The 4,907-nt window shown below is 56.9% G+C and carries 3 protein-coding genes; all 3 read left to right on the top strand.

Features of this window, described 5'->3' with window-relative positions:
* Window positions 1-3,849 (top strand): ADP-ribosyltransferase-containing protein (locus AXF19_RS09605; protein WP_442983736.1); only part of this gene is annotated, 3,849 nt, incomplete at its 5' end.
* Window positions 3,850-4,008: 159 nt separating this feature from the next.
* Complete coding sequence (locus AXF19_RS09610; protein ID WP_066848171.1) at window positions 4,009-4,461, top strand: CtsR family transcriptional regulator; 453 nt, start codon at window positions 4,009-4,011, stop codon at window positions 4,459-4,461.
* Between the two features lie 59 nt (window positions 4,462-4,520).
* On the top strand, window positions 4,521-4,907 hold a 387-nt coding region (locus tag AXF19_RS09615; RefSeq protein ID WP_237141568.1), incomplete at its 3' end, for a hypothetical protein.

Genomic DNA, 4,907 nt, shown 5'->3' on the forward strand with positions numbered 1-4,907 from the left:
ACGGTGGCGGCGCTGCAGTCTCCTGAGGGGGCTGAGGATCTGGAAGCGGTTGCCCGCGCGGCGGGGATTTCGGATGAGGAGCTGTCTGAGACGATTGCGCGGGAGGGGCTGCTCTATGTTCCCGTAGAAAAGTATGCGCAGTCGGCGGCTTCTCCTGCTCTGCTGGAGGCGGTGTCGTTCTCGCCGGAGGCGGATTCGATTGCGCGGATGAAGATGAATGCACGGGCGCTGACGGATGCGATGGAGAAGGCGCAGAAGGATGCGGTGAGGGCGCGGACACAGGCTGTGCATGCGATTGTGAATGCGTGGTTTCCCGAGGCGCCTGTGCACGCGGATGAGAAGGAGAAGCTGCGCCGCGATGTGGAGCGTGAGATGGCGATTGCGGCGATTACGCAGGATCCCGATAGCCCCGCGCATGGCTGGCGGGTGCTCTATGATATGTTTACGGCGGAGCGCGATGCGCTGCTGCATCCTGCGCTGGATGCGCTCGCGCGCGGGATGAAGAAGGGGGTGGATATTCTCCAAAACGGCGAAGATGGACGCGGGATCCGTGTGTCGAATAATGCGCCGTGGTATCAGGAGTATTACAAGGAAAATGGCAAGGCACCAAATCAGGAGCAGCTGCGTGACCTTGCCTATCTGCTGACGGTGGGTGATGTGTCCGCCCCCAAGGTGGAGGGATGGATGCCGTCCTCGCAGGAGGCGGCGGATGCGATGGAGGCGGCACGCGGGCAGCTGGATGAGCTGAATGCACATATCGGGACGCTCTCGAACATTAAGGACCGTATGATGCAGCTGGATGCGGCGGAGGTGCGGGCGACGCAGGGGCTGACGCCTGAGGCCTACGGTGTCTATCATGCGGTGATGGCAAAGCTGAGGGAGATCGGCGGGGTGCAGGCGCAGGCGGCGCGGTTGAATGCGCTGCTCTTTGCCGCCCGTGCGGATGCGGTGGCGCGTGTGATGCGCGAGAAGGGGGGCAGGCCTGACTATACGGCAAGGGATTATTTCGATGCGTTTGTGCTGCGTGATGGCGGGCGCGGGGAAACGGGCGGCGGCTTTGCGCAGAAGGAGATACAGTCGCAGAAGGAGGCAGTCCGCAAGCAGTACGAGGGTACAGCGCAGTGGATGAAAGCCCCGAACGGGAAGGCGACGAATCTCACAGAGGATCAGTGGCTCACGGTGCGTACATCTGCATTCAAGGCGTGGTTTGGGGATTGGGAAGCTGCAAATGCCCTAGAATTTGCGCTTCATGGCGATCCTGTGACGAGTCTTACAGGGCAGGAGTTTCAGCCGGACGGCGTAAAATTGACCGATAAAGTGCCGCTGTGGTATAAAGCACACTTCAATGGCGTTGCAAGCAATCCTGAGCTTGGTGAGGTCAAACTTGACCTTGAAGGTGTAAAGGATTCCATGGGTCACGGGATGGGACGCGAAAAGGCTGCTGCGTATGCGGCAGTTCCTTATATCATTGAGCACGGTATTGTGTATGACCGTCAGATGAATTGGAAGCAGCGCGGATATGATACGGCGGTTATCATTGCGCCGATCAAGTTTGCGGGACAAGACTATATCGGCGAGGTCGTTGTAAAGAGACAGCCAAATCGGCAGGGGTTCTATCTGCACGAAGTCGAGATACAGAAAAAGCTCGAGAGTGCGTTCAAGACCCCCACCAAAGGAGGCGCACCTCAAGCTTCTAGGTTAATTATTGCAGACCATCTCGAAAAAGTCAAGGATTGCTCCAAGGTTGTGGACGAGAACGGCGAGCCTCTTGTTGTGTATCATGGCAGCGATGCGAAGTTTGATGTCTTTGATAAGACCAAAGGGCGCAGCGGAATGGACATTCAAGGGATGTTCTTTTCCCCGTGGAAGGAGGATGCGCAGGGCTACGGAGGAAATGTCAGGGCGTTCTTCCTCAATATCAAGAATCCTGCAAATGAGGGGCGAGGCTATAAAGCTCTGAATCGTTACCAAGGACAGAACTATGCAGGGATAAAGGCGAGAGAAGATTTGACCGCCGAAGGTTATGACGGTGTCAACAACTCGGATGAGGAATTTATTGCTTTCGAGCCGAACCAGATCAAGTCGGTTGACAACAACGGCGCGTTCTCTTTCGACGACATGAATATCTTCCATCAGTCTGCATGGCACGGCTCGCCGCAGGACGCTGTGTCTTCGGAGATGGCGGCTGTCCGCAAGCGGTATGAGGGGACGCCGCAGTGGATGATGGCGCCGAACGGAAAGCCGACGAATCTCACGGAGGAGGAGTGGCTTGCTGTGCGCACGCCGGCCTTTAAGGCGGCGTTCGGTGACTGGGAGCAGGTGGCGGCGGCCGCGATACCGAAAATCAGGGTGCAGAATGTCCAAGAGGCAAAGGATGTCCTGCGTGCATTGGGCAATAAACCGCTGAAGAACGAGGCTACGGGGGTTGTTGCCTCTGTCAGTAAGCGCGGACGCGGCAAGTTGATCAGTTCCGGTGCACGTCGTCTGAGCGAGGAAAATGGATATACGGCTGAGGAACATTTGCTTGTGGCGGCAAATGTGGAGCAGCTGTTTCCGCATGCTGTTCTTTCGGAAACGCATGCGGATCGCAGCGGTGAACTGGTAAGCGTTAAGCTGTTCTCCGCCCTTGTCCTGCTGGGCAAAAAACCGGCGATTGCCTGTTTCACGGTGAAGGAAACGACAAACGCCGGTCATAAGATCTATAGCGTGCAGATGCTGGAATTAAAAAAATCGGCAGGTACGTTGCCAAGGTCTGCCGTAAAACGGTCCTCTGCCTCTGCCGATTTATCTAAAATTAGTATAGCAGAGTTGGCGGATCAGTTCAACCCCTTATTTGGGCGATTGGATGAAAACGGCGAGCCGCTTCCCTCTGTCCTGTCTTCCCGTCTCGCGCAGGCGCAGCAGCGGGCGATATACGGGGAGTTCTCAAAGGAGAACGGCAAGAAGATTATTACGCTCTTTGCCGGGGCGAATCCCTCGACGATGCTGCATGAGATGGGGCATATGTTCCTGGATGATCTGGATGCGCTGGCGCAGTTCGATGAGGCGTCGGCAAAGGATCTTGCCACTGTCAATGAATGGGCCGAGTGGCACGAGGGGGCGGCGAAGGAGTACGCAGATACGCCGTGGGCTCAGGAGTTCCGTGAACATGAGAAGGCAATCCGTGCGGCGCTGACTTCGGGCGACGCGATCGCTCTGAGGGCGGCAAGGAGTCGCTGGCGGCATGAGCGTTTTGCACGCGGGTTCGAGCTGTATCTCTATGAGGGGAAGGCGCCGTCGAAGGCGCTGCGGGGGGTGTTCCGCAGGTTCAAGCAGCTACTCCGCAGGATCTATCAGTTCGTGAAGGATGTGGGCGGTAAGCCCTCGCCCGAGGTGGAGGCGGTGATGGCGCGCATGATCGCCTCCGAGGAGGAGATCAAGGCGGCGGAGCTGGATGAACGCTGGCGTCCTGTGGACAGGCTCGGCGGCAAGGAGGCACTGGATGATCTCCTCGGGGAGAATGTGGCAGATACGTATGCGAAGTGGCTGGAGGAGGCACGGGAGGACGCGGAGGATATTCTGCGCGCCCGTGTGATGAAGGATCTGAGGAAGGAGGCACGCAAGGAGTTCAAGGCGCGTGTGGAGGCGGAACGGGAGCGAAAGCGCGTGCAACTCGAGAATGAGCCGGTCTATCTTGCGGAGGCGGCAATCCGCGCGCAGATGGCAGCGATGCGGCTCTGGATGCGCTCTCGCGGGCGATGGCGGCGTTCCGCAGAAACTCAACGATGGCGATTATGGGCTGGCGGATGTGGCCTGTTCTTGAAAATTCGCCCTACAAAAACCATGATTCGCCGCTATAATCTCGTATAGTCGGATAAAACAGAAAAACAGATGATATTTTCGTGAGGCCTTGCGCCCGTAAGGATGAGCATTGTTTTTCATGAGCTGTATTTTTTGGGGGTTGCAAAAAGTCAAAAAAACAAATATAATATAGAAAAGCACAATTAAGGAAACAGAGAAGGTGATATGATGAGCAACATTGCCGATATGATTGAGTCCTACATTCTCCGTCAGCTCGCCTCACGGCAGGATGGGCAGGTGGAGCTGCGGCGGACGGAGATTGCAGATGAGATTTCATGCGCGCCGTCGCAGATCAGCTATGTGCTCTCCACGCGTTTTACGCAGGATAAAGGATTTGTAGTAGAGTCGCGGCGCGGGCTGGGCGGGTTCATCCGCATTGTTCAGGTGCCGTTGCGCGATCTCGTCTATCAGGACATGCTGTCGAAGATCAACGAAGAGACCGACATGGAGACGGTGCAGTCGATGGTGCGTTACCTCGCCCAACACGGGATGGTGGAGACGCGCGAGGCGGCACTCCTCATGCAGGTGGTGACAGGGCTGTTCCACTCGGAGACCCTTGCCGCCAAGGAGCGCGTCCAAATGTTGAAGACGATGATATTGACACTGGAGAATTTCCGATAGCTGTTCGATATAAATAAAAAGAGCGCATATTGCAGGAGCTTGACGGAAAGGCAATCGTTATGATCTGTGAGGAATGCGGCCGCAATGACGCGATTGTGCACATCGTGCAGATCGGGCCGGGTGGTCGGAGTGAAAAAAATATATGTATGAGTTGCGCGGCACGCTATGGGGCGTCGATCTTCCGCGCCCAGCAGGAAAATGTCTCGGCGGAGGACTTCCTCAAGGGTATCTTCGGAAGCAACCAGCAGGAGAGCGCCGCAGAGGAGGACGCGCCGCATATTGCATGTCCGAACTGCGGAATGCAGTTTCAGGATTTTCCGCAGGCGGGGCAGATTGGCTGCTCGGTCTGTTACGAGACGTTTCATCACGAGCTCACGCCGCTCCTGCGGCGGATTCACGGTGCGAGCGTGCATCGCGGCAAGATTCCGCGCCGCTCGGGCTCTTCG

Origin of the sequence: Selenomonas sp. oral taxon 126 (genome assembly GCF_001683335.1) — a bacterium.
In the GTDB taxonomy this organism is placed as follows: Bacteria; Bacillota; Negativicutes; order Selenomonadales; family Selenomonadaceae; genus Centipeda.

What these genes read in the sequence shown, in the direction of transcription:
- AXF19_RS09610 (WP_066848171.1), top strand. Translation starts at nt 4,009, where the DNA reads ATGAGCAACATTGCCGATATGATTGAGTCCTACATTCTCCGTCAGCTC.